Source organism: Lysobacter niastensis (assembly GCF_031457115.1).
Classification (GTDB): Bacteria; Pseudomonadota; Gammaproteobacteria; order Xanthomonadales; family Xanthomonadaceae; genus Lysobacter_J; species Lysobacter_J niastensis_A.
Window position 1 is genome coordinate 124768 of the sequence record NZ_JAVDVY010000001.1, and the last position, 24380, is coordinate 149147.

The window sequence follows — 24380 nt, forward strand, 5'->3', positions numbered from 1 at the left end:
CCGAAGGGCCGCCGGTTCTGCAGCCGTGCCAAGCGCGACGGCTGCTGACAGCAGGCTGGCAGCAGCGGCGGCGCAGGCTGTGCGCATGCAAACACGCATCCCGGAGATACCGATGGAACGACTCAGGCAACTGCTCCAGACCCACGCCGGACGGAATCATGCCGGGCTGAATGCGGCCGCGCTGGCCATGGCCGCCGGTGCCCACGACGCCGTCCCGGCGCGCCTCGCGACGCCATCGCGCGAGCTGGCGGACGACGGTCGCCACGATTTCGATTTCCTGCACGGCCGCTGGCAGATCCGCAACGAACGCCTGCGCCGCCGCCTGGTCGGCAGCCAGGACTGGGAGGTGTTCCACGCGAACCAGGTGTGCCAGCCGCTGCTCGGGGGCCTGGGCAATGTCGACGACTTCGTCAGCGACTGGACCCGTCCCGGCCTGGACGGCCGCTTCCTCGGGATGACGCTGCGACTGTTCCGCGTGGACACCGGGCAATGGCACCTCTATTGGGCGGGCAATCACGACGGTGTTCTGGAGGCGCCCATGGTGGGGTCGTTCGCCGACGGCGTCGGCACCTTCCACGGCACGCTCGAACACGAGGGCCGGCCGGTCCGGGTGCGCTTCACCTGGGACCAGGTCAGCGCCAACGCCGCGCATTGGCAGCAGGCGTTCTCGGACGACGACGGCCGCACCTGGGAAACCAACTGGCACATGTGGTTCCGCCGCCTCGACGAGGCCGGGCGGCTCGTGCACGACGATGCCGTGATCGAGCTGCGCCAGTACACGACGCAGCCCGGACGCCGTGACGAACTGATCGACCTGTTCGAGCGCGAGTTCGTCGAGACGCAGGAAGCCGTCGGCATGCACGTGATCGGCCAGTTCCGCGACCTGGATGCCTGCGATCGCTATGTCTGGTTGCGCGGGTTCCCTGGCATGCCGGAACGAAAGGCGGCGTTGACTTCGTTCTATTCCGGGCCGGTGTGGCAACGCCATCGCGATGCCGCCAACGCGACTCTGCTGGACAACGACGATGTGCTGCTGCTTCGGCCGGCCCGGAGTGGTGCCGGCTTCCCCGCATCGGCGCCGCGTGGCGAGGGCGAGACGGCCACCGGCGTGATCGAGGCCGGCATCTGCATGCTCGATGCCGCGGCGGAACACGGCTTCCTCGATCGCTTCGAGCGCGAGCTGGCGCCGCGTCTGCGCGAAGCGGGAGCCGAGTTGATCTCGGTCTACGTCACCGATCCAAGCGAGAACACGTTTCCGCGGCTGCCGGTCCGTGAGGACGGACCGTTCCTGGTGTGGTTCGCGCGATTTTCCGATGTCCAGGCGCATCATCGCTATGAAGCCGCGCTGGTCGCCGATGCCGCCTGGCGCGAAGCGGTGGCGCGCGCCATCCGCGATGGCCTGAAGCAGCTCCCGCAACGGCTGCGCCTGGCGCCGACGCCACGCTCGGAGCTGCGCACATGAGACCGGCGGCCAGGAATGCGACGGCATGCGTTGAGTGGCGCCACGCGCCGCGCGATCATGTCGCATGCGCCGCGCCGACCGACTCTTCCTGCTGATCCATGCATTGCGTGGCCGCCGTTCCGCCATCACCGCGCAACGTCTGGCCGAGACGCTCGAGGTCTCGCTGCGCACCGTGTATCGCGACGTCGCCGACCTGCAACGCTCCGGCGTGCCGATCGAGGGCGAGGCGGGCGTGGGCTACATGCTGCGCAAGGGATCGGACATCCCTCCGCTGATGTTCACGCCCGACGAACTCGAAGCATTGGTGGTCGGCACGCGGTTCGTGCGCGCCTTCGGCGGCGTGCGGCTCGGCCGGGAGGCAGCGGCGGCGCTGCTGAAGATCGAGGCAGTGTTGCCACCGGAGTTGCGCGAGCGCAGCCAACGCACGCGCATCTTCGCGCCGCAGGTCGATAGGCTCGAGAACAGCGGGCTCATCGACGACCTGCACGCGGCGGTAACGGGCGCGCAGGTGCTGCGACTGGATTACAGCGACAACGACGGGCGCACCACGCAACGCGATATCGAGCCGCTGTGCCTGGCGTTCTGGGGTGGCTCGTGGACGCTCGGCGCGTGGTGCCGGTTGCGCTGCGACTTCCGCAACTTCCGGCCCGATCGCATCGTCGGCTATGCGCCGACGGGCGAGATCTTCGTCGAGGTTCGCGAGCGGGGGCTGGAAGCGTATCTGCGTGCGGTCAGTGCGCCGCGGGATGCGCAAGGCTGAGCATCCCGCTCGCCGACGACTTGTTTGCGCCGTGCCTGTTGGTGCTGGCGAAAGCGCTGCCAGCAACCGCCCTCATCGCCGCATCGTTCCCGTCTCGATGAAGCGCTGATGCCAGGACAGCGCTTCGCCCAGCAGGTGCGGCGTGTGCTTGCCATAACTGTCGCGTCGGGCGCGGTCGAAATAGTCCTGCAGCATCGGTCGGTAGTCCGGGTGCGCGCAGGCATCGATGATGCGCCGCGCTCGCTGCTTGGGTGCCAGGCCACGCAGGTCGGCCAGGCCCTGCTCGGTCACCACCACCATCACGTCGTGCTCGGTGTGGTCGACATGGCTGACCATCGGCACGATGGTCGAGATCGCCCCGTCCTTGGCGGTGCTCGGTGCCATGAAGATCGACAGGTACGCGTTGCGGGCGAAATCGCCGCTGCCGCCGATGCCGTTCATGATGCGGCTGCCAGCGATGTGCGTGGAGTTGACGTTGCCGTAGAGGTCGGCCTCGATCATGCCGTTCATGGCGATGCAGCCCAAGCGGCGGATCAGCTCGGGATGGTTGGAGATCTCCTGCGGGCGCAGCACGATGCGGCGGCGGTAGTCGTCCACGTTGGCGAGGAATTCCTCGATGCCCGGCGGACTCAGCGAGAACGAGGTCGCTGAGGCCATGCGCAGCACGCCCTGCTTGAGCAGGCCCAGCATCGCGTCCTGGATGACTTCTGTGTAGGCGTCGAGGTCGCGGTAGCCGGCAGTGGCAAGGCCCGCCAGCACGGCATTGGCGATGTTTCCCACGCCCGACTGCAGCGGCAACAGCTGCGGCGTCAGGCGGCCCCGCTTGATCTCGTGCGCAAGGAAATCGAGCAGGTGGCCGGCGATCTGCTGCGATTCGGCGTCGGGAGACGCGAACGGCGAGTTGCGATCAGGGGCGTCGGTCTCGACCACCGCGATGACCTTGTCCGGATCGCAGCGCAGGTGCGGCTCGCCGATGCGGTCGCTGGGGTGCACCAACGGTATGGGTTTGCGATGGGGCGGCAGCGCGGTGCCGTAATAGATATCGTGCATGCCCTCCAGCGCTTCGGGCTGCCAGCGATTGACCTCGAGAATCACTTGATCGGCCTGCTCGAGCCAGGTCTTGTTGTTGCCAACCGACGAGGACGGGATCAGATGCCCGGCTTCGTCGATCGCGGTGACTTCGATCACCGCGACATCGATCTTTCCGAAGAAGCCGAACCAGGTGTGCTGCGCGACGTGGCTGAGGTGAATATCGATGTAGTTGAGATCGCCGGCATTGATCCGCTCGCGCAGCGCGGGATCGGACTGATACGGCAGGCGCAGTTCCATGCCGCGCACGCGGGCCAGCACGCCGTCGAGTTCGGGCGCGGTCGAGGCGCCGGTGAGCACGCGGATGCGGAACTCCTCGCCGAAATCGTGCGCTTGCAGGATATGCGCGGCCAGTGCCTGCGGGATCGCTTTGGGATAACCGGCGCCGGTGAAACCGCTCATGGCCACCGTCATGCCCGGCCGAATCAGCGCGGCGGCTACATCGGCCGGCATGCGCTTGCCGCGCAGCCCGGCGTGGCGGATACGGTCGCTCATGATGGCAACCCGGGGTGGGGGAAACCCAGTCTAGTCGGCGCGTGTTGAGCGGATGTGTTGGTATCCGGCGTCACGAGTTGCCGGGCATGGCCAACGTGCGCTCCTACGTCACCCGCGGGCGCGACGACTCAAACGCGAATGCTGACCGTCGACTCAGACATCGCCATCGGTGAGCCAGCCCTCGCCCGTGCCGCGGTTGAACACCACGTCGGTGTCCAGCACGGTGCCAGCCGGGATCGACTCCTGCTGCGCCAGGCTGGCGTAGAGCGGCGTGAAGTCCGGCGTGGTGGCTTCCATCAACTGCTCGTAGCTGTCGATGACGAAGTAGGTCTTCTGGTAGGTGTCGATGCGATAGCGCGTGCGCATGATCCGCTCGAGATCGAAACCGATGCGGTTGGGCGCGTTCGACTCCAGGCAGTGGATGCTCTCGCCCTTCGACGAGACGATGCCGCTGCCGTAGATGCGCAGGCCGTCGTCCTGCTTGATCAAGCCGAATTCGACCGTGTACCAGTACAGGCGCGTCAGGTTGACCAGCGCCTCCGGGCCGATGCCGTGCGCCTTCACGCCGCCCTTGCCGTAGGCCTGCATGTAGTCGGCGAACACCGGGTTCATCAGCAGCGGCACGTGGCCGAACAGGTCGTGGAACAGGTCCGGCTCGGCCAGGTAATCCAGCTGCTCGGGCTTGCGGATCCACCAGGTCACCGGGAAACGGCGGTTGGCCAGGTGATCGAAGAACGTCAGCTCCGGCAGCAGGCCTTCGACGCCGACCAGCTCCCAGCCGGTCGCCTGGCGCAGCATGCGATTGAGGTCGTCGAACTTGGGGATGCGATCGGGCGTCATGCCCATCGCTGCCTGGGTGCGCAGGAACTCGTCCGAGGCACGGCCGACCAGCACCTCGCGCTGGCGCTTGAACAGCGTCGCCCAGACCTCGTGGTCGGTCGCGGAATAAGTCGCCCAAGGCTGCTCGATCACGGCGGTCGTGTACACCGGCACGTAGCCCTTGTCGGTGAGCTGGTGTTCGACGCGGTTGGGGGTATTGAGGTTCATGGGCGCCTGGGGGTTGGCTTTGTGACCATCGTCAATGTATACGGCGATTCACGCAACAGGCTTGCGTTGTTGCCGTGTTTAGGTCTGTTGGCGCATGATTATTGCGTCAATTGTTGAGCTGGTGCACTAATATGCCGGACATCGAACTCGACCGCACCGATCTGCAGCTGCTTGCCGAGCTTCAGCGCAGCGGCCGCCAGACCAACGCCGAACTGGCCGAGCGCGTGCATCTGTCGGCCTCCGCTTGCCTGCGCCGAGTGCAGCGGCTGGAGCGCGAGGGCGTGATCGCCGGCTATCGCGCCGAGGTCGATCCAGAACGCGTGGGCCTGGGCCTGCAGGCGTTCGTGCGAGTGCAGCTGAGCCGACATGATGCCGAAGCGATCGCCGCCTTCGGCGACTTCGTCAATGCCTGGGACGAGGTCGTCACCTGCCATGCCCTGACTGGCGACATGGACTATCTGCTGCAGATCGTGGTGAAGGACCTGGACCACTTCTCGCACTTCCTCCTGGACCGGTTGCTCAACCAGGCCGGCGTCGCCGACGTCAATTCCAGCTTCGTGCTGCGCACCGTGAAGGCATTCCGGGGCATGCCGCTGCCGTGGTGAGGTACCGCTGGCCGCGCCGATGCTGCGCCCCGGTATAGAGCGCGACGCGGTAGATCGCGAACAACAGGTGCTGCCCTCAGGTCGGGCCTATGGCTGCTGCGCAGGGATACCGAAGCCGGACTTCATCTCGGCCAGGCTCAGTTCGCCATTGTGATCGGTATCCAGCCACTGGAAGCGCATTTCGGCCGCACGCCGCAGTTCTTCGTCGTTGAGCTCGCCGTCCTCGTTGCGGTCGGCAGTGCGGATGCGGTCGGCGGCGGACGGCGTGCCGTCTTCCTGCGGGCCCAGGATCGACTCCAGCTCCGCGGCGGAAATGCGGTAATCGTCGTTGCTGTCGATGTTCGAGAAGGTGACGTCGCTGTCGTACTCGTGCTTGCTCACGACACCGTCGCGGTTGGTGTCGAGGGCTTCGAAGCTGGCGGTCGCACTGGTCGGAAGTTCCTGCGCGGCGCTGGCCGCCAACGGCATCAATCCGAGGACGAACAGCACGAAGCAGGCGCGGTGGATGGGGGTGGTCATGACAGGCTCCCGGGCGCGAAAGGCCCTGTTCCACGCAACGACGGTGGCCGGGCAAAGCGGACACCTTCACGGCATTGAAACGCGTCTTGACGGTTGACGACGTGATCGCACCCGCGCGGGATCTTCACATCGCCGGAAACAAAAACGCCCGCCTGATCCAGGCGGGCGTCTTGGCCTTCCGATACGGCGTCAGTTCGTCACGCCAGCGCAGGCCGGATCATCGCGTTTGAGCATGCTCGTCCAACCCTTGTCGGCCTGCGCGCACTGCGCCTTGATGCGGGCGGCCTCTTCCGCGCGCGCCTTGGCCGTCGCCGCAGCAGTGGCGGCATCGAGCCGCGACTTCTGCAACTGTGCGATCTTCGCGCGGATCTGCGGCATCGCCGCCAGCGCCGCTTTCTCGCCCTGCAGGATCGCGTTGTGGCGCTGCTCGAAATCGGCCGCGCCGATCTCCAGCACCTGCGGGCGGATCACCACGTCGGCGCGGGCGAGCTCCTGCTGGCCGAGCTTCTGTCCCATGATCGTGATCGACTGGTTGATGTTGCCCAGCACGCTGCCCGGGTTCTTGCCACTGGCCTTGCCGGAGATGTCGACCGCGATGACGAAGTCGGCGCCGAGCTGGCGCGCGGCATCGACCGGCACCGGGCTGACCACGCCGCCGTCGACATAGTGCGACTTGCCGATCGCGACCGGTTCGAACACGCCGGGGATGCTGCTGGACGCGCGCACCGCCTGGCCGGTGTTGCCGCGCACGAAGAAGATGCGCTTGCCGGTTTCCAGTTCGGTCGCCACCGCCGCGAACGGCTTGCGCAGCCCCTCGATCTTGCGCTGGCCGACCAGCTGGTTGACGTAATCCTGCAGCTTCTGGCCCTTCACCACGCCACCGGAGAACAGGCTGACGTCGCGGATGCTGTCCTCATCCAGCGAGAACGCCGTCTGCTGCATCTGGAAAGCGTCCATGCCGCTGGCGTACAGCGCGCCGACCACGCTGCCGGCACTCGTCCCGGACACGACTTCGGGCTGAAAGCCGTTGGCCTCCAGCATCTTGATCACGCCGATGTGGGCGAAGCCCTTGGCCGCGCCACCGCCCAGCGCGATGCCTATATGGACCTTCGGAGGTGGCACCGGCGCGACGGTCTGGGCCGGCGGTGGGGGCGTCGGTTTGACGGTTTCGCCGCTGCCGCAGGCGAGCAGCATCAGGGCGGTGGCGGACAACAGCGGCAGGCGCAGCCGGCGGAACGGATTCATGGAGCGGGCGGGTGGACGGCGAATAAGGCGCGCAGCATAGCCGGTCCGGAAGCCCGCGTTGGCGCCGGAAAGCAGGCCCGGGCGGCGGCGATTCATGCCCCGGGAAGTCCGTCCCATTAATCACGCGCCGAAACGGACGACCGCCGCCCGGGGCGGCCGTCGTCCGGTCACGAAACACAGATCAGAAGCGGTATTCGCCGCTCACCGACAGGACGTCCGCATCGATCTCGACGAATTCGAAGTCAGCCTGGTAACGGGTGTAGTTCAGGCCCAGGCCGAAGTGGCGGTTGAAGTCGTAACCCAGGTTCACGCCGTAGTACGGCTTGGTCGAGGTCTCGTCGTCCTCGACGTCGAAGAAGTCGTCGCGGACCTGTTCGACGACGTACGCGATGCCGGCGCGGCCGCCGATGAAGAAGCCGTTGCCATCGGCGCCGAAGTTCTGCTTGGCCACCACGCCCGCCGCGAGGCTGAAAATGTCCAGCGCGTAGTCGCCCCTGAGCTCGCGGTTGTACAGCAGGTGGTAATTGCCTTCGACGCCGAAGTTGGCGTTGAACCAGTAGCCGCCGCCGAATCCGGCGGTGGTGTCGTCCTCGCTGATGGTGGGCCCGCCGCCCGATATGGTCGTATCAACGTCGGTGTTGCCGATCTCGGCGCGGACGAAACCCTGATGCCCCTGGGCTTCAGCGGCGAGCGCAGGCGCGGACAGTGCTCCCAGCGCCAGGGCGCAGGCGAGCGAAACAGCATGCTTCATTGGATCCCCCAATCGGATGTGTCCGTCAATGGACGGGCGGCACCATGCAGGCCGCGCCCCCGTGTGTCAACGAGACGATGTGGATTGCAGGCGGGAATTCACAACTTCGAACGCCCGCTGCAACCGCGCAATCAAGGGAGCAACAGGAAACTCAGAAGCTGTTGTCGCCGTCGAGAATGCGGCCGAGTCCACCGAGCACCGAACCTTCGCCGCGGTTCTGCCCGCCACCCTGCGGCGCCGCCGCCAGCATGCGACCGGCCATGCGCGAGAACGGCAGCGATTGCAGCCAGACCTTGCCCGGTCCGGCCAGCGTTGCGAGGAAAACGCCTTCGCCACCGAACAGCATGCTCTTGATGCCGCCGACCGCCTTGACGTCCATCGACACGGTGTCGTGGAACGCCATCACGCAGCCGGTGTCGACATCCAGGCGTTCGCCGGCGCGCAACTCGCGCTCGACCACGGTGCCGCCGGCGTGCACGAACACCCAGCCGTCGCCTTCGAGCTTCTGCATGATGAAGCCCTCGCCGCCGAACAGGCCGGTGAGGATCTTGCGCTGGAAGAACACGCCGACCGACACGCCGCGCGCGCCGGCCAAAAAGCTGTCCTTCTGGCAGATCAGGCGACCGCCGTGCTCGTCGAGCTTCATCGCCAGCACGGTGCCCGGGTACGGCGCGGCGAAGGCGACTTTGGCCTTGCCGCTGCCGGTATGGGTGAACATCGTGGTGAACAGACTTTCTCCGGTCAGCACGCGCTTGCCGGCCGACATGAGTTTGTCCATGAAGCCGCCGCCCTGGCCGGTGTGGCGACCGTCGCCGAACACCGTGTCCATCTGCACGCTGGCGTCCTTGAACATCAGCGCACCGGCTTCGGCGATCGCGCTCTCGCCGGGATCGAGTTCGACCTCGACGAACTGCATGTCGTTGCCGACGATGCGGTAGTCGATGTCGTCGCTGCGGCGGCTCGCCGGCGACGGCAGCGGCGGCAGCACCGGCGGCGTGGTGTCGACGGCATCGGCGAATTCCGGCATCGACTTGACCACCTGCCACCCGGACAGACCCTCTCGCCAGCACAGGTCGTTGGAATGCGAGCGCGCATGCGCCTGCGCGGCGTCCGGATCGAGCGGGCCGATGCGCTGGGTGCTGCCGGGGGATACGAAATACCACTGGGTCATGGCGGTGTCCTTTGGGGGAGTCGGCAAGGAAAGTCGCGAGTGTAGCGATGCCCCATGACGGGGCATCGGCCGGAGGTCATCACTGCGTGCTGGCGGCCTGGCCGAACTTCTCGCCGAAGAAGTCACCGGCATTCCAGCTCGGGCGCTCGGGCGCATCGGCGATCTGTCGGCCGATGCGGGCGTTGAGCAGCGCCAGGCGGGCGGCATCGCCGTACTGGATCGGTTGCGAGACGTCGTCGCCGGGCTGGTGATAGCGCTGGTGCAGGAACGCCTTGTTGATTTCCTTGACGTCCTCGCCGTCGCGGCCTCGATAACCACCGGTGAGATAGACCGCGGGCACGCCGGCGCGAATGAAAGCGTACTGGTCGCTGCGCACGAACACCGTCTCCTCCGGTTGCGGATCCGGCGACAGTTCCACGCCGGCCTCCTTCGCTGCCTGCTGCACCAGAGGCTGCAACGTCGAGTGCTCCAGGCCGATCGGCACCACGTCACGGGTGGGCGCCAGCAGCACCGGCATGTCCATGTTGACGTTGGCGATCATCGATTCGCGCGGCACCGTCGGATGCTGCGCGTACCACGTCGCGCCGAGCAGGCCCTTCTCCTCGGCGGTCACCGCGACGAACAGCAGCGAGCGCTGCGCAGGCGCCTCGTGGGCGAGGCGATTGGCCGCCTCCAGCATCACGGCGATGCCCAGGGCGTTGTCGAGTGCGCCGTTGTAGATGGCATCGCCCGCGACCGGAGCGCCGACGCCGACGTGGTCGAGGTGGGCGCTGAACACGACATGCTCGTCCTTCCTCCCGCTCCCCTCGAGACGGGCCACGACGTTGCGCGACTCGACTGGCGTGATCGTGGTGCGCGCCGAGAGGCGGACCGTGCCGGGAAGGTCGAACGCCCGAAGCTTGCCGTCGCGCATGTCCTGGAAAAGTTTGGCGGCGTCGTGGCCGGCGACCGACAACAGGGCGGCCGCGCTCGCAGCGCTGACGTTGGCGGTCACGCGCAGCTGTGGAAAAGTATCCAGGCCCTTGCCGTCGGGAGCGCGCAGCCGCATCGACGGCCTGCTCCAGTTGCTGGCGGCGCGAGTCCAGGGCGATTGCTTTTCCTCGTCGTCGGTCTGCACCTGGATCACGCCGATGGCGCCGCGGCGGACGAGCTCCTCGTTCTTGGTGCGGGTGGACGAGTAGAACGCGCGCCGGTCGTTGTCGAAGCGCGCGGGCGCACCGCCGAACAGCACGGCGATCCTGCCTTTGACATCGACCCCGGCGAAATCGTCCTGCTTGAGCTCCGGCGCGTACACGCCCTGCCCCACGAACACGACCGGTGCCTCGATGCGCGCATCGCTTTCGTTGAAATTCACGGCCGGCAGGAACTGCTCGCGAAAAGCCAACGACTGCTGCGAGCCATCGCGAAGGATCAGCAACTCGCCGCCGTTATCCACGCGCACGCCGCGCAGCATCGGCACGCGCTGGTAATAGCTGCCGTCGTCGCCGGCCGGCGCCAGGCCGATCGCGCGGTAGCGCTGCGCGACATACAGCGCGGCCAGGTCGTAGCCACGCGTGCCGGCTTCGCGGCCTTCGAGCAGGTCGTCGGCGAGGAAGCGGACATCGGCCTCGATGCGCCGCGCGTCCGCGCCTGCGTTGGCGTCGTAGGTTTCGCGTGGCGTGGGCGGTGCCGGCGCGGTGGTGCGTTGGCAGGCGGCGAGCAGGATGAGAAACACGGGAAGCGCGACAGTGCGCATGGGCAGGAATCCAGTCGGGTGGAATGCGGCGACGCTAGCACCGCCGTCCGGGCAGGCCAAATGGCGATCAGGCTTCGCACTGCCGCGGGCCATGGGATCTGACGGGTCGTCATCCCGCGTAGGCGGGACTCCACCTTTACCGCCCCATGGAAGTCAGCATCGCCGAACCATGGATCCCCACCTGCGCGAGCAAGCGGGAGAGCCGCTGGAAGGTCGCTATGCTGGGATGACGTCATCCAAGGGATTGCCATGACCACGACCGCATCGATCGCCCGCCCTCCATCGCGAATCGAAACGTGGCTGCTGGTCGCCATCGTGGCCGGTGCACTATTGATCTCCGGCGTCGCCCCGAAAGACCGCCTGACGTGGTTCATGGAAGTGGTGTGGGTGATCGTCGGTTTGCCGTTGGTGATGCTGACGTGGTCGCGCTTCCCGCTGACGCGCCTGTTGTGCTGGCTGCTCGCCGCGCACGCGCTGGTGCTGATCTACGGCGGCGCCTACACCTATGCCGAAACGCCACTGGGGTTCTGGATGCGCGACACGTTCGGGCTGGTGCGCAATCCGTGGGACCGCGTCGGCCACTTCATGCAGGGCTTCGTGCCGGCGATCCTGGCCCGTGAGCTGCTGTTGCGCTGTACGGCGCTTCGACGTGGCGGCTGGCTGGTCTATCTCGTGCTCGCGTCGGCGTTGAGCTTCAGCGCCCTGTTCGAGTTGATCGAGTGGTGGGCGGCGCTGGTGTATGGCGCGCAGGCCGATGCGTTCCTCGCCACGCAGGGCGATGTCTGGGACACGCAGTGGGACATGTTCCTGTGCCTGTGCGGCGCAGCGCTATCGCTGTTGCTCTGGTCGCGGCTGCACGACCGCCAGATCGGACTTCAGTAGCTCCAGGCCAGGTCGCGGCCCAGGTCCAGCAGTTCACCGAAGCGGGCGGCCGGGTGCCATTGGCCATCGTCCTCGTCGATCAGCACTTCGCAGGCGACGCGCTGCTCCGTCCACAGATCCTGCGCGGTGAGCCTGGCGGTGTGCAGCGCGGCGAAGCGGCTGGCGTGACGGGTGGTCGGGTGGCCGCGCAGGGTGCAGGCGACTTCCCATTGGTCGCCGACGGGGGCGACGAAGAACTTGGTGCGTAGCATGGATTCTTAAGGTGGCGGACGGCTTGAGCCGGCGGCGGGCACAGGGCCCGGCAGCGGTGGCGCGCAAGATCGCACGGATCCGGCCGCAAGGCCAGATTTGTGACCGTAATCCCAAATGTTCGACGTGAAGCGTTCAGCCCGGCGGGCGGTGAACGATCACGCCCCGCAGCACTTCTTGTACTTCTTGCCGCTGCCGCAGGGGCAAGGCGCGTTGCGGTCCGGCGTCGCCTCGCGGCGGATCGGCTCGCGCGGCGTCAGGGCCTGGATGCGGTGTTGGTGGAGGTCGGCCAGCATGTCCGGCAGCGAGGCGATGATCTCCAGCCGCTCGCGGTAGCTGATCGGCGTCCCGGGCTGTTCAGGGTCTTCACCGAGCACCTCGCCGCTGGCCAACCGGTCGAACCGCAGGAAGATCTCGTCGATCCACTCCTCCTCGTCCAGCCACTTGTCCCAGGCGATCTCGCCCAGCTCGACGCCGCGGAAGAAACCGAACGCCCAGTCGCGGCCTACGTCCAGCTCGTCTTCCTGCTCCTGTTCCGGCTCCTCGGGCAGCCACAACAACGGAGCCAGGTGGTCGGGCAAGTCGTCGTCGCCGTGACGCACGCGCTGGCTGACCATGTTCCAGTGGCCCTGCAGCAGCGCCTCGACCTCGACGCGCTCGTCTTCGTCCTTCCAGCGTGGCGGCGTGCCCCAAACCGGGCCCTGCCACTGCTCGAACGGCACCTCCTCTGGAGCGACCGCCAGCGCGGACAGGTAGCCGTCCAGCGCTTCCAGATTGAAGCCCTTGAACGGCACCGCGCGCTGCTCCAGCAACTCGGCCAGGCGTTCGATCTGCTGATCGTCGAGGTAGGCAGGGGCTTTCATGAGCGGCTCGGCATTGCGGGGGGCGTCATGGTAGTCGCATGGGCGTGCTCTCGCCGAGAATTCGACTTGCCGCGTTCACATACGGACCACGACCCATCCCATGACCGCCTGCCCATGCCAATCCGATCGTCCCTACGCCGACTGTTGCGGACGTCTGCACGCGGGCGGGGTCGCGGATACCGCCGAGGCCCTGGTGCGCTCGCGCTACAGCGCCTATGCGCTGGGCAACGTGGATTACCTGATGGCGACCTGGCACCCGGACACGCGGCCCGCCGGGCTGGACCTGGGCGATGCGACCGCCACCCGCTGGCTTGGACTGGAAGTGAAGCGGCATGCCGTCACCGGGCCAGACAGCGCCATCGTCGAGTTCGTTGCCCGCTACAGGACCGGCGGGGCGCCTGCCGTGCGCCTGCACGAGATCAGCCGTTTCGTCCGCGAGGAAGGCCGCTGGTATTACGTGGATGGGACGTTTCCGATGCGGTAAGCCGGCGCAGCGAGCCATGCGCGGACACGCAAAAAAGGGCGCGGCATTGAGCCGCGCCCTTGCCTGCCCGCCTTCGGCGGTAAGAACCGGGATTACTTGACCTCGAACTCGGTCGCCTGTGCGGCCGTGCCGTTCAACGAGACCTCGGCCCTGTACTTGCCGGCCGGCCACGGCTTGGCGTTGGCGAATTCGATGTTGGTCGTTTCCATGCCGGTGGTATTGAGCATCTGCTTCTGCTCGCCAGCGGTCTGGCCGTCCTGATAGACGAGTTTGGCGGCGACCTCGGCGTTGCTCGCAGTGCCATCGGTGGCGACCGAAACGATGATCTTGTCGGACGGCTTGAACGTCGTCATCGGCGTTGCGATCTTCTTGTCGGCCCCTGCGGCCGTGCCCAGCGTGACAGAGCTGACCGTGACGGCAGCCGGCATCGGCGCCGGCTCAGCCGGCGGCATCGGGGCGGGTTCGACTGGCGCGGGCGCCGGCGTGACGGCGACGGGCTCTTCCTTCTTCTTGCAGCCCACCACGGCCAGTGAAGCGAACAGCGCCGCGGCCAGGACGTATTGGGTTCGGTTGCGGATCAACATGGAATCACTCCTTGAAATGCTTGCAGTAAACGAGCGCAATGCGGCCCGTTGCAGGCCGCGATGTCAGTCTTCGATCGAGGGAATCTTCAGCACCTGGCCCGGCTGGATCTTGTCCGGGTCGTCGAGTTGGTCGCGATTGGCTTCGAAGATCGCGTTCCACTTGTTCGCCTTGCCATAGAACTGCTTGGCGATGTGCGAAAGCGTGTCGCCCTTCACTACGGTGTAGGTCTGCTCGGCAGGCGCCACTTTTTCGGCGGTGGTGTCGACGCTGGCGGTCACGCCCGAGAAATCGGCCTTCTCGACTTTCTCGGCGGTGGTGTCGACTTTGCTGGTGACGCCGGAGAAATCGGCTTTCTTGTCTGGTGTCGTCATGGGTTGGGTGCTCCTTGCCCTGATGGCGGGGGCACCATGACACGCCTCCTGTTAAGGAAGCATTGTGAATCTGTGATTGCCGCAAACCCCGTTTTGCCGGCGTTTTCCTGCGGCGTGCGGGTGTCTGTCGATCACTGACGCTCGTCGCGTCCGGCCACCGGATGGGGCGTGCCCGGAGTGGCGCGCCATGGATTGATGTCCAGTCCACCGCGACGCGTGTAGCGCGCTTCCACCGACAACTGCTGCGGACGTGTGTGCGTGATCAGGTCGCCGAAGATGCGTTCCACGCATTGCTCATGGAACTCGGCGTGGTCGCGGAACGAGACCAGATAGCGCAGCAGTCCCGCACGGTCGAGCTGGGGTCCGCGGTAGGCGATCACCACGCGCGCCCAGTCGGGCTGGCCGGTGACCGGGCAGTTGGATTTCAGCAGCGCGCTGGTGAGGGTTTCGCTGACGATGCGCTCGCCGTCGATGGCCAGATGGTCGGCATTGGGCGGGCCGTAGTCGTCGATGTCGACATCGAGGCTGTCGATGCATTCCAGCACCGCGTTGCCGGCGGCGCTCTCGTCGATCGGCGGCAGGCCGAAGGCGACGTCGACCGGTGCGCCCGCGGCACGCGAAAGATCGTCGGCGATGCGCGTGCGCACCGCCTCGTCGTTCTCGAACCGCGTAGCGTTGAATGAATTGAGATAGAGCTTGAGCGACTTGGACTCGACCAGGTTCGGCGAACTGGCCGGCACGGTGAGGGTGGCGGTCGCGGTGCGCGGCTTGCCGCGACCGTCGAGCCAGCTCAGCTCGTAGGCATGCCAGCGATCCACGCCGGTGAACGGCAAGGAATCGTCGTCGATGCCGATGTGCCCGCGACCGAGCGCGCGGGGAATCGGGTACAGCAGGGCGGCGTCGTACTCGCGGGGGTAGTCGACGTGGCGGCCGAGGGGGAGGTCCTGGTGGGTCATCCGGCGATTTTACCCGCGCGGCGGGTCAGGGCCGGTGCAAGGAACGGATATTCCCGTAACGGCCTTCGCGGGAGACTGCCCGCAATCCGCACCCCAGGACTCGCACCATGCTCACCCTGTACGACTACCTCCCCTCGCAGAACGCCTGGAAAGTGCGCCAGCTGCTGCAACACCTGGAGCGGCCCTACCGCACGCAACTGGTCAGCATCTTCGAAGGCGAGGGCCGCACGCCGCAGTACCGCGCGATCAGCCCCACCGGCACGGTGCCGGCGATCGTGCTGGACGATGGCCGCGCGCTGGCCGAGTCCAATGCGATCCTGATGTACCTGGCCGACGGCACGCGCTATCTGCCGAACGATGCCTACGGTCGCGGCAGGGTCTGGCAATGGCTGTCGTTCGAGCAGGAGCGCATCGAGAGCCAGATCGGCGCGCTGCGCCACTGGACGCTGACCGGCAAGCTGCCGCGCCGCGCGCCGGTGCTGGTCGAGGCCAAGCGCGGTGCGGGGCTGAATTCGCTGGCCATCCTCGAAGGCGAGCTGTCCACGCGCGATTTCATCGCCGGCGATGCCTACACCATCGCCGACATCGCCGTGTTCGCCTACGGCAGCGTGGCCGCCGAAGCGGGGTTCGATCTCACTGCGTACCCGCGTTTTCTGGCCTGGATCGAACGCGTGCGATCGCAACCGGGGCATCTGGCGCAGATGCATCCGTATTCGATCGATCCGCATTCGGTGAACGAACTGGGATGAGCAGGTCGTCCGGGCCCGGGAACGGTCACGGCAGGATCCCCGCCTGCGCGGGGATGACGGCCTATTTACTCGTCAAGCGCGAACCCACCGGACGCGCAAACCGCCATCAACGCTGCGACACCGTAGCCGTCGGCGCATGCAGGTAATCCAGCGTCACCTGCAGCAGCGCTCGCAGGCCGATGTCGAGCGAGGACTCGTCGAGCGCGAACTTCGGCGAATGGTTGCCAGGCGCGGTGGCCGGATCGATGCCCGGCGCGGTCGCTCCGACGAAGAAGAACATCGACGGCACTTCCTTGGCGTAGAACGAGAAGTCCTCCGCGCCCATCTGCAGCGGCGGCTCGATGACGTTGGCATCGCCGACCACGGCCTTCAGGCTCGGCAGCATGCGCGCGGTGAGCGCCGGGTCGTTGTAGGTGACCGGGTTGCCGTCGCGATCGGGCACGCTGGCTTCGGCGGTGGCGCCGTTGGCTAGGCTGACGTGCTCGGCGACGTTCTTCAGGTCGGTGAAGATCTTCTGCCGCATGCCTTCGTCGAACGTGCGGATGGTGCCGACCAGCTCGACGTCGTCGGGAATGATGTTGTAGCGGATGCCGCCCTTGATCGAGCCGAAGCTGACCACCGCCGGCAGCCTGGCAATGTCGGTGCGGCGGCTGACGATGCTCTGCGCGCTTTCGATCACGTCGGCCGCGGTGACGATCGGGTCGACGCCGCCCCACGGGCGCGAGCCGTGCGTCTGCCGGCCCTTCACCTTGATGGTGAACTTGTCGGAGGCCGCCATCAGCGGACCCTGGCGCACGCCGATCTGGCCTGCCGGCAAGGTCGAGAACACGTGCAGGCCGAACACCGCGTCGGGCTTGAAGTCCTTGAACAGGCCTTCCTTCAGCATCAGCGAGGCGCCACCTTCCTCGCCGTCGGGCGCGCCTTCCTCGGAGGGCTGGAACACCAGCATCACCGAGCCCGGGAGGTCGGCCTTCATCTTCACCAGCGACTTGGCGATGCCGAGCAGGATGCCGGTGTGGGCGTCGTGGCCGCAGGCGTGCATGACGCCGACCGTCTCGCCGCGGAAGGTAGTGGTGACCTTCGATGCGAACGGCAGGTCGACCTGCTCGGTGACCGGCAGCGCATCCATGTCGGCGCGCAGCGCGACCTTCGGACCGGGCTTGCCGCCTTCGATGATCGCCACCACGCCGTGATGGGCGATGCCGATGACCGGCTTCAGGCCGAGCGCGCGCAGTTGCCTGGCGACTTCGGCCGCGGTGCGCGATTCGCGGTTGGAAAGTTCCGGATGCTGGTGGAAATCGCGACGCCAGGTCACGACGTTCTGCTTGACCGCGGCGGCGGCGGTGGCAACTTCTGGACGCTCGCCCGACTGGGCGTGGGCGGCAGGCGCCAGCAAGGTGGCGATCAAGGCAGGCAGGATCAAACGGCGCATCGGCAACTCCCCGGGTGAAGGTCCGATGCTAAGGGCAAATGTCGAACTGCGGACGCCAGAGTCGGCAAAGGCGGAGCGATCCTGTCGGGCCCTACTCCACGCCCAACTGAAGCCGACGCGCCCGGCTCAGCTTGCCGATGGCGTCGCGGTACGACCACCTGACCAGTTCGCGCAGGTAGTCCTCGGGCACGCGCCGCACATCCACCACCTTCACCCATCGCCAGCGGCCCATCCAGCGCGCCGGCTTGATGCCGGGCACGTCGGTCAGCTCAATGAAGCGCTCCGGCGTGACACGGAAGCTGAAACGCCACCGCTCCGGTTCGCTGGTCTTGAAGTAGGCGAAGGTCTTGCCGCCGACCTCGTACATCAGCACGTTCTGCGGCTCGCCGAGCCGCCTCGCCTGCGCGGCGGGAAAGCGTGAGCAGAAAGCCTTGAGCCGGGTGGTATCCATGGGCGCTGTGAGGGCGAATCGCAAAGTCATCGGAAGGAGCGGCGGCAGCGTAGCGGCCTGGTGCCCTCCCGGACCGCTCCCACCTTGCCCGACCCGTGCTGACAGCCTGCTGTCAGCAGCCCCGATCCGAAACGGCATGGTGTGCCGTCAACCACAAATTGGAACCGGGCGATTACCGCCTGTCCTTAGACAGCGTCGAGCTGGCATGCGACCCTGCGGCGAACTCTACGCCCAAGCACCGAATGAACGACGCCGCGCAGCCCTCGCCCATCACGCCATTGCAGGGAGACGCCGCGCTGGTGCGCGCGCTGGGGCCGTTCCAGCTCGGCGCCTCGATCATCAACATCATCGTCGGCGCCGGCATCTTCATGCTGCCGGCGCTGTTGGCCTCGCGCATGGGCGCGGCGGCGCCGCTGGCGTTCGTGGCCGGCGCGATCGCCATCGTGCCGATCGCGCTGTGCTTCGCCGCGGTTGGCAGCCGCGCCGCCGCGACCGGTGGCCCCTACACGTACGCCGCCGCCGCGTTTGGCCCGTTTGCCGGCTTCATCACCGGTGCGTTGATGTGGATCTGCAATGTCGCCTCCAGCGGCGGGGTCGCCGCGGCGCTGTCCAGCCAGGTCGCCAACGCCCTCCCGGTATTCGCGCAACCGGGGCCGCGCGCTGTGCTGATCCTGGCCACCTATGCGGTGCTGTTCGCGCTCAACGCTTTCGGCGTGAAGCTGGGTGCGCGCATGATCGTGCTGCTGGCGACGCTGAAGCTGACGCCGTTGTTCCTGGTGGCCGCGATCGGCCTGCTGTTCGTCGATTGGCAGCACGTCACGTTCGCGCTCGACGCGGTGCCGTCGTGGAGCGCGCTGGGTTCGTCGCTGGTGCTGGTGGTGTTTGCCTACTCCGGCATGGAGACCGCACTGATTCCGTCGGGCGAGGTGCGCGATCCGGCCAAGCACGTGCCGCGCGCGACGATGAGCGCGATCGTGATCGTCGTGTTGCTCTACATCGGCATCCAGGTCGTCTGCCAGGGCACGCTCGGCACGACGCTCGCCGGCAGCACCGCGCCCATCGCCGATGCGGCCGGCTCGCTATGGACGCCGGGTCGCGTGCTGCTGCTGGCCACGGCTTGCGTATCGATGCTGGGCTTTTTAATGGGCAACCTGTTCTCGTCCTCGCGTCTGCTGTTCGCGCTGGGGCGCGATGGCTTCCTGCCGCGCGCGTTCGGCCGGGTCGATGTGAAGCATCGCGTGCCGCGCCTGGGCCTGCTGGCGCACGCCGGCATCGCCGCGGCGCTGGCGGTGGCCGGCAGCTTTGAAACGCTGGCGCTGATCTCTGGCGGCGCAATCTGCCTGGTGTTCGCGGCGGTGTCCGTGGCGGCCTGGCGCGCGCAACACCTCGACCTGCGCGGTCATGGTCAACCGCTGGTGCTGCCGGTCGGCCCGCTGGTGCCGGCGCTGGCGACGCTGACGATGGTCGCGATCCTGACGACGCTGACCTCGAAGGAATGGCTGGCCATCGCCGTGTCGCTGACCGCGTTGATCGTGGTCTACGCGGTGCTGGCGGCGATGCGCGGGCGCGCGCTGCGCATCGGCTAGGTCGTTTCGGCTGATCGTTCCGCATCGTCCCAGCGAGGTTCGATCCGCGGTGCCGGCCGCACGGGGCCAACGAAGGTGTTGCGCACGCGCTTGGACGTCAGCATGTACGGAATCCAGATCATCGCGGCCACGGACGCGCGGACGATGTACTTGACGCCCTCGTCGGGGCTCTGTGCGACTTGGGGTATCTGCATGCCCAGCACCATGTCACCGACGGCAAACAGAACGTTCGCTACCTGTAGCGCGATCATCCAGCGCGGGAACCGGCGCGACTTCCTGAAGAACAGCACCAACGCCGCCAGTCCGGACAGCACGAAAGCACCGTTGCCGATGGTCTCGAAGGCGATCAGCGGGCCGTACATCGGGTGGTAATGCTCGTTACCGGGCCTGGTCAGCTGCTCCCAGGCATCGCCGGAGAAGAGCGGCAGGTGCAGCGTCAGCAACACCATCGCGTTCTTGATCGGCGTCAGCACCAGGCCGATGCCGACCACGATCAGCCAACCGCCCAGGCCGCGCGGACCGGCATTGCGTTGCTGCGGCGTCTGCGTGAATACCAGCGGCTCGTCGCCGAGTTGCAGGCCGCCGCGCGGTGGAAGCTGCGGCGGCTGGTACGGGTTGTGTGGATGCGGGTCGTGATGATCCATGGCCTTCCCCAAGGCATTGGCGTCGGCGCACTGTAACTTGCACCCGAGCCGGCCAGGCAAGGTGGGCGGTCAACGGATGCCACGCACCGTTGCTTCAGCGCAAAGCTGACGACGGCTCATTTGCCCGTATACGCCTCGTGCACGGCAATGCGCACCGGCAGTTGCCGCAACGCCGGAGCCGCGGCGGTGACGCGGACGTCGAAGGTGTAGATGCCCGGCGACAGCGGCAGGCGTATCAGCTCGCTGTGCAACGCGTTGCCGCTCCACGAAGTCAGCGCGGGCTTCACTACATCCCGGTGGCGCAGCAATCTCGATCGTCCATCGCGGATTTCGCCGACCTGCACACGTAGGGTCAGCTCGGGGCCCGGCGCCTTCGGGCCACTGCCTCCGGCCAGGTTCCAGGCGTGCCCGCGTTGCGCCGGATTGTCGAACGGATACACCAGTTCCACCGCATAGAGCCCTTGCTGGCGCACGGCGAAGCGGCCGTGGACGCGCTGATCGGGGACAAGCGCGAACGGCTGCTCCAGCGGCGGCGATGGCGTGCCGACAGAACACGCGGCCAATGCCCCCAGGCAGCCGGCCACCACGGTCCGGATGATCGCGCTGCAAGCCCACGGCATGCGGCGCGCCGGCATCATCCGCGGTGCTCCAGGGCCAGGTATTCGGCCGACTGCATCTCGATCAGTCGCGATGCCGTGCGCTCGAAGGCGTGCGCGAGCTTCTTGCCTGCATACAACGCCGGGGGCGGCGCGGTGGCCGTGCAGACCAGGTTGACGTGGCGGTCGTAGAGCTCGTCGATCAGGTGCACGAAACGCCGCGCCGGATCGTCGTTGAGGCCATCGAACAACGGAATGCCCCCGACCAGCACGGTGTGGCACTCGGTGGCGATCTCGATGTAGTCGCTGGCCGCCCGCGGGCCTTCGCACAAGGCGGCGAAATCGAACCAGGCATGGCCTTCGGCCAGTCCGCGCACAGGGATTTCACGGCCCTCGATCACCCACGGGCCCTGCTCGTGCGGGCAGGTTGCCGTGAGGTCGTGCCAGCGCTGCGACAGCCAGGCGTCGGATTGCGCGTCCAGCGGCGTGCGGTAGACCGGCGAACGCGTCAGCGCGCGCAGCCGGTAGTCGTGCACGCTGTCCAGGTAAAGCACGCGACAGTGCTTTTCGATCTGCGCGATGGCGGGCAGGAAGCGATCGCGCTGCAGCCCATCCTTGTAGAGATGCCTGGGTTCTGTGTTGGACGTGGTGACCAGCACCACGCCCTCGGCGAACAGGTGTTCGAGCAGGCGGCCGAGCAGCATCGCATCGCCGATGTCGTTGACGAAGAACTCGTCCAGCACCAGTACGCGAAGCTGCCGGCCCCAGTCGCGGGCGATGGTGACCAGTGGATCGCGTTCGCCGGCGTGTGCGCGCAGCTGCGCATGCACCTCGCGCATGAAGCGGTGGAAATGCGTGCGGCGCTTTTGCTGGAACGGCAGTGAGTCGTAGAACAGATCGATCAGGAACGTCTTGCCGCGCCCTACCCCGCCCCACAGGTACAGGCCGATCGGCGCCTGCGGCTTCTTGCCGAGCAGCCCGTCGAGCAGTCCACGTTTCGGGGGATCGATCAGCGCCGCGTGGATGCGGTCGAGTTCGCGCAGCGCAGGATGCTGCGCGCGATCGTCGCTCCATTCGCCGCGCGCGACGCCGGCGGCGTAGGCGACGGACGGACTTTCAGCCTGGCTCGAGCCAGGCTCGCTTGCTGCCGCTTTCAGTGCGTTCATGCGTTTTGCGAGGCTTGCGGCAATTCCGGCGGCAGGTAGGGGCGCACGCCGTGCTTGATCGCGCCGCGCAGGTCGATCAGGCGGCGATGGAAGAAATGACTGGTGTCGGGCATGCGCACCAGTTCGGGCGGCTGGCGCAATTGCGTGAGGCTGTCGATCCAGTCGAAGACGGCCTGCGGATCGACGATCTCGTCGGCTTCGCCCTGGACTACCAGCCACGGGCATTCCGGCAGCGTGATCGTGCTGAAGTCCCAGCCACGACCGGACACGGGCGGCGCGATCGAGATCAGCATGCCGGGCTTGAGTTCGGCCGCGCACTTGATCGTGACGTACGAGCCGAAGCTGAAACCCGCGAGCCACAGCTGCGCATCCGGACGCCGCTCGCGTACCCACGCTGCGACGGCGCGCAGATCGTCGGCCTCGCCTTCGCCATGGTCGAAGCGGCCGCTTGACGCGCCGGTGCCGCGAAAATTGAAGCGCACCGTCGTGATGCCGCTTTCGCGCAGCGCGCGCGCGGTCATGGTCACGACTTTGTTGTGCATCGTGCCGCCGTCGGTGGGCAGCGGATGGCAGACGATCGCGACCACCGACCTCGGCGGCGCTTCCGCCGCTTCGACGATCGTCTCCAACGCGCCGGCCGGGCCGTCGAGCATGAGCGTCGCCGTGGCGTCGGTCGGGAAGGCTGGGTGGTTCATCGCGATCATCATACGAGGTGACGCATTCAGGTCCCGTAATCCTGTGGTTCAGCGGCGCAGGTCGAAACCCAGCAGCAAGGGGTCATGGTCGGAGCTGCGCCACGGGCCGTCGCCGCCATCGCGGTACCCGGATGTCTCCGGCTCGTCGGCATTGCTATGCCACTCCGCCGCCCCGCGCAGGCGGGCCGCCAGGGCCGGGCTCAGCAGGGCGTGGTCGAGCCGGCCGAGCTGACCGTCGTAGACGTAGCTGTAGGGATCGCGGATGCCGGCGACCTCAAAGGCGTCTCGCCAGCCGCTTTGGACCAGCGCTCGAACGGGTGTTTCCTGGGCATAGGCATTCAAATCGCCGACGATCAGCGTTAGATCGCTGCCGGTATGGGTCGGGTCGGCGGCGAGCCAGGCTTCCAGCTGGCGCGCCGAGCGGGTGCGCGTGTCGTTCCAGCACGCAGCGCCGTCGCCCTGGTCGCGGTCCGCGCCTTCCGCGCCGCTGCAGCCCTTGGACTTGAAGTGATTGGCGACCACGACCAGGGCCGCACCGCCGTGGCGACCGCGAGTCACCGGCACGAACGCCTGTGCCAGCGGCACCCGGCTGTGCGCGCCAAACGGGCCACCTTGCATCGTCGCCGGCGTCCCTTGCGGACGCACGCGGCTGGCGCGGTAGATCAGGCCGACGCGAATGGGGTTGTCGCCCGGACCCTGGCCGGCATCGACGGCGCGCCAGTCGCTGCCGTCCGCGTTGAGAGCGGCCAGCAACGCCGCCAGGCTGGAGTCCGGCCCGTATCCGTCGTTCTCCAGTTCCATCAGCGCGACGATGTCGGCGTCCAGTCCGCGCAGCGTTGCCACGTGCTTGGCCAGTTGCGCGGCCAGTTCGGCCGGCGTGCGCGCGCCGCGCGGCGTCGGGAAGCCGCCGCCGCGGCCATCGCCGTTGAACAGGTTTTCCAGGTTGAGCGCGGCCACGCGCAGATCGCCGGCGACTTGCGGCGGCTGCGGTCGCGCGGCCGCGTGCAGATCGGGGGTCGTGGTGAGGTGCAGGCCGTAGCCGGAGCCGGTCTGGTCCAGTACACCGATGGCCCCGCTGATCAGGCTGCCGGCGCGAGCCGCGCCAATCGAGGTCGGCCAGAAGTTCGAAGGCGCGGCGCTGCCGCCATCGAGCCAAAGGCGTCGGCGCGTATTGTCCTGTTCGAGGGCGCGCCACTCGTTGCTGCCGGGTTCGGCGCGCTCGGTGGCCTGCCATGGGCGTTCGCCCAGGCTGGCCAGCACGCGGCCCTGGCGGGAGAGGTCCTGGCTGTCGGTGAGCAACAGCGGCATGTCGATTAGCAACAACATGCCCTCGTAGCGCTCCCAGTCGACGGGTGTGGCGACGATCGCGCTGGCCGTCGAGGTGCCTGTCCCCAGCGCCTGGATCCGCGGCTGTAGCAGTGCGGTGCGGGTCTGGCCGCCGGCGGGTTGCTCCGCCACTTGTCCGGTGACGCGCACGCGGTCGCCGGGCTTCACGCTGGTGAGGCCTTCGGGATCGTGGACCCACAGCGCGTCGGAGGTGGACTCGTCGCCGTCGCCGGCATCCTGCAGATACCAGCCTGCCCCCGATTCGGAATCGCTCCGCAGGGCCGTCACCACGCCTTCGACAGTCACCTGCTGGCCGAGCCGCGGGCTGCGCGCATCGCGGCCCTGCACGGCGCCGATCGCAGTGACCGGATCGTGCCGCGAGGCCGATGTGGTGCAGCCCAGCAGCAGGCAGGAAGCAAGCGCGACAGGCAGCACGCGGATCTGGAAGCCAGGCATGGGCGGATCG

Annotated in this window: 26 protein-coding genes; 7 read left to right on the forward strand and 19 right to left on the reverse strand. The window is 67.3% G+C overall.

What is annotated here, in order from left to right:
• Positions 1 to 85 precede the first annotated feature (85 nt).
• Complete coding sequence (locus tag J2X06_RS00610) at positions 86 to 1462, forward strand: NIPSNAP family protein (RefSeq protein ID WP_310056918.1); 1377 nt, start codon at positions 86 to 88, stop codon at positions 1460 to 1462.
• A 64-nt stretch (positions 1463 to 1526) separates the two neighbouring features.
• A complete protein-coding gene (locus J2X06_RS00615; protein ID WP_310056922.1) occupies positions 1527 to 2222 on the forward strand; it encodes a helix-turn-helix transcriptional regulator in 696 nt (231 codons plus the stop codon).
• Between the two features lie 72 nt (positions 2223 to 2294).
• Here the strand turns inward: J2X06_RS00615 and J2X06_RS00620 are convergent, their stop codons facing one another.
• Together J2X06_RS00620 and phhA are read right to left on the reverse strand one after the other, a co-directional pair.
• Positions 2295 to 3806, reverse strand: a complete 1512-nt coding sequence (locus tag J2X06_RS00620; RefSeq protein ID WP_310056926.1) for an acetyl-CoA hydrolase/transferase family protein — start codon at positions 3804 to 3806, stop codon at positions 2295 to 2297.
• A gap of 153 nt (positions 3807 to 3959) precedes the next feature.
• The gene (phhA, locus tag J2X06_RS00625; protein ID WP_310056928.1) at positions 3960 to 4853 is read right to left on the reverse strand and encodes a phenylalanine 4-monooxygenase; all 894 of its coding nucleotides are present in this window, start codon (positions 4851 to 4853) and stop codon (positions 3960 to 3962) included.
• 131 nt (positions 4854 to 4984) lie between these two features.
• Between phhA and J2X06_RS00630 the strand changes: the two genes are divergently transcribed.
• On the forward strand, positions 4985 to 5458 hold the full coding sequence (locus J2X06_RS00630) for an Lrp/AsnC family transcriptional regulator (protein WP_310056931.1): 474 nt from the start codon (positions 4985 to 4987) through the stop codon (positions 5456 to 5458).
• Positions 5459 to 5545: 87 nt separating this feature from the next.
• Here the strand turns inward: J2X06_RS00630 and J2X06_RS00635 are convergent, their stop codons facing one another.
• From J2X06_RS00635 to J2X06_RS00655, 5 genes are all read right to left on the reverse strand, one after another.
• Complete coding sequence (locus J2X06_RS00635; protein WP_310056934.1) at positions 5546 to 5977, reverse strand: EF-hand domain-containing protein; 432 nt, start codon at positions 5975 to 5977, stop codon at positions 5546 to 5548.
• Positions 5978 to 6166: 189 nt separating this feature from the next.
• Positions 6167 to 7222, reverse strand: a complete 1056-nt coding sequence (locus J2X06_RS00640; protein WP_310056937.1) for a patatin-like phospholipase family protein — start codon at positions 7220 to 7222, stop codon at positions 6167 to 6169.
• Between the two features lie 181 nt (positions 7223 to 7403).
• Entirely contained in the window at positions 7404 to 7973 is a 570-nt protein-coding gene (locus J2X06_RS00645) for an outer membrane beta-barrel protein (protein WP_310056940.1), read from the reverse strand.
• 151 nt (positions 7974 to 8124) lie between these two features.
• Positions 8125 to 9144 (reverse strand): TIGR00266 family protein, encoded by a 1020-nt coding sequence (locus J2X06_RS00650; protein ID WP_310056943.1) that lies wholly within the window; start codon positions 9142 to 9144, stop codon positions 8125 to 8127.
• A 79-nt stretch (positions 9145 to 9223) separates the two neighbouring features.
• Positions 9224 to 10879, reverse strand: coding sequence for a M28 family metallopeptidase (locus J2X06_RS00655; protein ID WP_310056947.1), 1656 nt, complete (start codon positions 10877 to 10879; stop codon positions 9224 to 9226).
• Between the two features lie 249 nt (positions 10880 to 11128).
• Between J2X06_RS00655 and J2X06_RS00660 the strand changes: the two genes are divergently transcribed.
• Complete coding sequence (locus J2X06_RS00660) at positions 11129 to 11761, forward strand: DUF2238 domain-containing protein (RefSeq protein WP_310056950.1); 633 nt, start codon at positions 11129 to 11131, stop codon at positions 11759 to 11761.
• Here J2X06_RS00660 and J2X06_RS00665 read toward each other — a convergent pair.
• Complete coding sequence (locus J2X06_RS00665) at positions 11755 to 12012, reverse strand: hypothetical protein (RefSeq protein ID WP_310056952.1); 258 nt, start codon at positions 12010 to 12012, stop codon at positions 11755 to 11757. The genes J2X06_RS00660 and J2X06_RS00665 overlap by 7 nt on opposite strands.
• Positions 12013 to 12168: 156 nt before the next feature.
• On the reverse strand, positions 12169 to 12873 hold the full coding sequence (locus J2X06_RS00670; RefSeq protein ID WP_310056955.1) for a UPF0149 family protein: 705 nt from the start codon (positions 12871 to 12873) through the stop codon (positions 12169 to 12171).
• A 100-nt stretch (positions 12874 to 12973) separates the two neighbouring features.
• Between J2X06_RS00670 and J2X06_RS00675 the strand changes: the two genes are divergently transcribed.
• The gene (locus J2X06_RS00675; protein WP_310056958.1) at positions 12974 to 13357 is read left to right on the forward strand and encodes a YchJ family protein; all 384 of its coding nucleotides are present in this window, start codon (positions 12974 to 12976) and stop codon (positions 13355 to 13357) included.
• Between the two features lie 92 nt (positions 13358 to 13449).
• Here the strand turns inward: J2X06_RS00675 and J2X06_RS00680 are convergent, their stop codons facing one another.
• The 3 genes from J2X06_RS00680 to queF all read right to left on the reverse strand — a co-directional run bounded on the left by J2X06_RS00680 (position 13450) and on the right by queF (position 15269).
• Positions 13450 to 13941 carry a hypothetical protein gene (locus tag J2X06_RS00680; RefSeq protein WP_310056961.1) on the reverse strand — a complete coding sequence of 164 codons (492 nt, stop codon included), beginning with the start codon at positions 13939 to 13941 and terminating at the stop codon, positions 13450 to 13452.
• Positions 13942 to 14004: 63 nt separating this feature from the next.
• Positions 14005 to 14313, reverse strand: a complete 309-nt coding sequence (locus tag J2X06_RS00685; protein ID WP_310056963.1) for a LysM peptidoglycan-binding domain-containing protein — start codon at positions 14311 to 14313, stop codon at positions 14005 to 14007.
• Between the two features lie 131 nt (positions 14314 to 14444).
• Positions 14445 to 15269: an NADPH-dependent 7-cyano-7-deazaguanine reductase QueF gene (gene queF, locus J2X06_RS00690; RefSeq protein WP_310056967.1), complete on the reverse strand. Its 825-nt coding sequence runs from the start codon at positions 15267 to 15269 to the stop codon at positions 14445 to 14447.
• Positions 15270 to 15376: 107 nt separating this feature from the next.
• Here queF and J2X06_RS00695 point away from each other — a divergent pair, with 107 nt between their 5' ends.
• Positions 15377 to 16018, forward strand: a complete 642-nt coding sequence (locus tag J2X06_RS00695) for a glutathione S-transferase family protein (protein ID WP_310056970.1) — start codon at positions 15377 to 15379, stop codon at positions 16016 to 16018.
• A gap of 106 nt (positions 16019 to 16124) precedes the next feature.
• Here the strand turns inward: J2X06_RS00695 and J2X06_RS00700 are convergent, their stop codons facing one another.
• Both J2X06_RS00700 and J2X06_RS00705 read right to left on the reverse strand, forming a co-directional pair.
• Positions 16125 to 17450, reverse strand: a complete 1326-nt coding sequence (locus tag J2X06_RS00700) for a M20 family metallopeptidase (protein WP_310056973.1) — start codon at positions 17448 to 17450, stop codon at positions 16125 to 16127.
• 91 nt (positions 17451 to 17541) lie between these two features.
• Positions 17542 to 17901, reverse strand: a complete 360-nt coding sequence (locus tag J2X06_RS00705; protein WP_310056975.1) for an MmcQ/YjbR family DNA-binding protein — start codon at positions 17899 to 17901, stop codon at positions 17542 to 17544.
• A 242-nt stretch (positions 17902 to 18143) separates the two neighbouring features.
• Between J2X06_RS00705 and J2X06_RS00710 the strand changes: the two genes are divergently transcribed.
• Complete coding sequence (locus J2X06_RS00710; protein WP_310056978.1) at positions 18144 to 19487, forward strand: APC family permease; 1344 nt, start codon at positions 18144 to 18146, stop codon at positions 19485 to 19487.
• Here the strand turns inward: J2X06_RS00710 and J2X06_RS00715 are convergent.
• From J2X06_RS00715 to J2X06_RS00735, 5 genes are all read right to left on the reverse strand, one after another.
• On the reverse strand, positions 19484 to 20131 hold the full coding sequence (locus tag J2X06_RS00715; protein ID WP_310056981.1) for a DUF2569 domain-containing protein: 648 nt from the start codon (positions 20129 to 20131) through the stop codon (positions 19484 to 19486). The genes J2X06_RS00710 and J2X06_RS00715 overlap by 4 nt on opposite strands.
• 116 nt (positions 20132 to 20247) lie before the next feature.
• Positions 20248 to 20769: a hypothetical protein gene (locus J2X06_RS00720; protein WP_310056983.1), complete on the reverse strand. Its 522-nt coding sequence runs from the start codon at positions 20767 to 20769 to the stop codon at positions 20248 to 20250.
• Complete coding sequence (zapE, locus tag J2X06_RS00725; RefSeq protein WP_310056985.1) at positions 20766 to 21893, reverse strand: cell division protein ZapE; 1128 nt, start codon at positions 21891 to 21893, stop codon at positions 20766 to 20768. Before zapE ends, J2X06_RS00720 begins: the two co-directional genes overlap by 4 nt.
• Entirely contained in the window at positions 21890 to 22588 is a 699-nt protein-coding gene (locus tag J2X06_RS00730; protein WP_310056988.1) for an alpha/beta hydrolase, read from the reverse strand. The genes zapE and J2X06_RS00730 overlap by 4 nt, the downstream gene beginning before the upstream one ends.
• 48 nt (positions 22589 to 22636) lie before the next feature.
• Positions 22637 to 24370 carry an ExeM/NucH family extracellular endonuclease gene (locus J2X06_RS00735; RefSeq protein WP_310056993.1) on the reverse strand — a complete coding sequence of 578 codons (1734 nt, stop codon included), beginning with the start codon at positions 24368 to 24370 and terminating at the stop codon, positions 22637 to 22639.
• Positions 24371 to 24380 lie beyond the last annotated feature (10 nt).

Coding starts and splice junctions, on each gene's coding strand:
- J2X06_RS00610 (WP_310056918.1), top strand. CDS start 86: ATGCAAACACGCATCCCGGAGATACCGATGGAACGACTCAGGCAACTG.
- J2X06_RS00675 (WP_310056958.1), top strand. CDS start 12,974: ATGACCGCCTGCCCATGCCAATCCGATCGTCCCTACGCCGACTGTTGC.
- J2X06_RS00650 (WP_310056943.1), bottom strand. CDS start 9,144: ATGACCCAGTGGTATTTCGTATCCCCCGGCAGCACCCAGCGCATCGGC.
- J2X06_RS00635 (WP_310056934.1), bottom strand. CDS start 5,977: ATGACCACCCCCATCCACCGCGCCTGCTTCGTGCTGTTCGTCCTCGGA.
- zapE (WP_310056985.1), bottom strand. CDS start 21,893: ATGAACGCACTGAAAGCGGCAGCAAGCGAGCCTGGCTCGAGCCAGGCT.
- J2X06_RS00630 (WP_310056931.1), top strand. CDS start 4,985: ATGCCGGACATCGAACTCGACCGCACCGATCTGCAGCTGCTTGCCGAG.
- phhA (WP_310056928.1), bottom strand. CDS start 4,853: ATGAACCTCAATACCCCCAACCGCGTCGAACACCAGCTCACCGACAAG.
- J2X06_RS00615 (WP_310056922.1), top strand. CDS start 1,527: ATGCGCCGCGCCGACCGACTCTTCCTGCTGATCCATGCATTGCGTGGC.
- J2X06_RS00685 (WP_310056963.1), bottom strand. CDS start 14,313: ATGACGACACCAGACAAGAAAGCCGATTTCTCCGGCGTCACCAGCAAA.
- J2X06_RS00665 (WP_310056952.1), bottom strand. CDS start 12,012: ATGCTACGCACCAAGTTCTTCGTCGCCCCCGTCGGCGACCAATGGGAA.
- J2X06_RS00660 (WP_310056950.1), top strand. CDS start 11,129: ATGACCACGACCGCATCGATCGCCCGCCCTCCATCGCGAATCGAAACG.
- J2X06_RS00655 (WP_310056947.1), bottom strand. CDS start 10,879: ATGCGCACTGTCGCGCTTCCCGTGTTTCTCATCCTGCTCGCCGCCTGC.
- J2X06_RS00645 (WP_310056940.1), bottom strand. CDS start 7,973: ATGAAGCATGCTGTTTCGCTCGCCTGCGCCCTGGCGCTGGGAGCACTG.
- J2X06_RS00720 (WP_310056983.1), bottom strand. CDS start 20,769: ATGATGCCGGCGCGCCGCATGCCGTGGGCTTGCAGCGCGATCATCCGG.
- J2X06_RS00705 (WP_310056975.1), bottom strand. CDS start 17,901: ATGGATACCACCCGGCTCAAGGCTTTCTGCTCACGCTTTCCCGCCGCG.
- queF (WP_310056967.1), bottom strand. CDS start 15,269: ATGACCCACCAGGACCTCCCCCTCGGCCGCCACGTCGACTACCCCCGC.
- J2X06_RS00680 (WP_310056961.1), bottom strand. CDS start 13,941: ATGTTGATCCGCAACCGAACCCAATACGTCCTGGCCGCGGCGCTGTTC.
- J2X06_RS00695 (WP_310056970.1), top strand. CDS start 15,377: ATGCTCACCCTGTACGACTACCTCCCCTCGCAGAACGCCTGGAAAGTG.
- J2X06_RS00710 (WP_310056978.1), top strand. CDS start 18,144: ATGAACGACGCCGCGCAGCCCTCGCCCATCACGCCATTGCAGGGAGAC.
- J2X06_RS00735 (WP_310056993.1), bottom strand. CDS start 24,370: ATGCCTGGCTTCCAGATCCGCGTGCTGCCTGTCGCGCTTGCTTCCTGC.
- J2X06_RS00700 (WP_310056973.1), bottom strand. CDS start 17,450: ATGCGCCGTTTGATCCTGCCTGCCTTGATCGCCACCTTGCTGGCGCCT.
- J2X06_RS00715 (WP_310056981.1), bottom strand. CDS start 20,131: ATGGATCATCACGACCCGCATCCACACAACCCGTACCAGCCGCCGCAG.
- J2X06_RS00730 (WP_310056988.1), bottom strand. CDS start 22,588: ATGAACCACCCAGCCTTCCCGACCGACGCCACGGCGACGCTCATGCTC.
- J2X06_RS00670 (WP_310056955.1), bottom strand. CDS start 12,873: ATGAAAGCCCCTGCCTACCTCGACGATCAGCAGATCGAACGCCTGGCC.
- J2X06_RS00620 (WP_310056926.1), bottom strand. CDS start 3,806: ATGAGCGACCGTATCCGCCACGCCGGGCTGCGCGGCAAGCGCATGCCG.
- J2X06_RS00640 (WP_310056937.1), bottom strand. CDS start 7,222: ATGAATCCGTTCCGCCGGCTGCGCCTGCCGCTGTTGTCCGCCACCGCC.